The organism is Clostridium sp. HBUAS56017 (assembly GCF_007115085.1).
Classification (GTDB): Bacteria; Bacillota; Clostridia; order Clostridiales; family Clostridiaceae; genus Clostridium; species Clostridium cibarium.
This window is the reverse complement of record NZ_SULK01000090.1, coordinates 1-210: the sequence shown is the minus strand read 5'-3', so window position 1 is coordinate 210 and position 210 is coordinate 1. Positions and strand designations below refer to the sequence as shown.

The window sequence follows — 210 nt, the reverse complement described above, 5'->3', positions numbered from 1 at the left end:
TGCAGTACCATCAGCGCTGTAGAGCTTAACTTTCCTGTTCGGAATGGAAAGGAGTGTTTCCTCTACGCCATCATCACCAGATGCTTTTAGTCTTCAAAGAATTTTATTCTTTGAAAATTGCACACAGTTCCTTGTTGTATTCCTGTATTTTATTTGGTCAAGCCCTCGACCTATTAGTATCAGTCAGCTAAATATGTTACCACACTTACA

Annotated in this window: 1 rRNA gene; it reads right to left on the bottom strand. The window is 39.0% G+C overall.

Annotated features, from left to right (window positions below):
* Nucleotides 1–81, bottom strand: a 5S ribosomal RNA gene (gene rrf / locus FAY47_RS20035); the annotation flags it as partial.
* Nucleotides 82–210 lie beyond the last annotated feature (129 nt).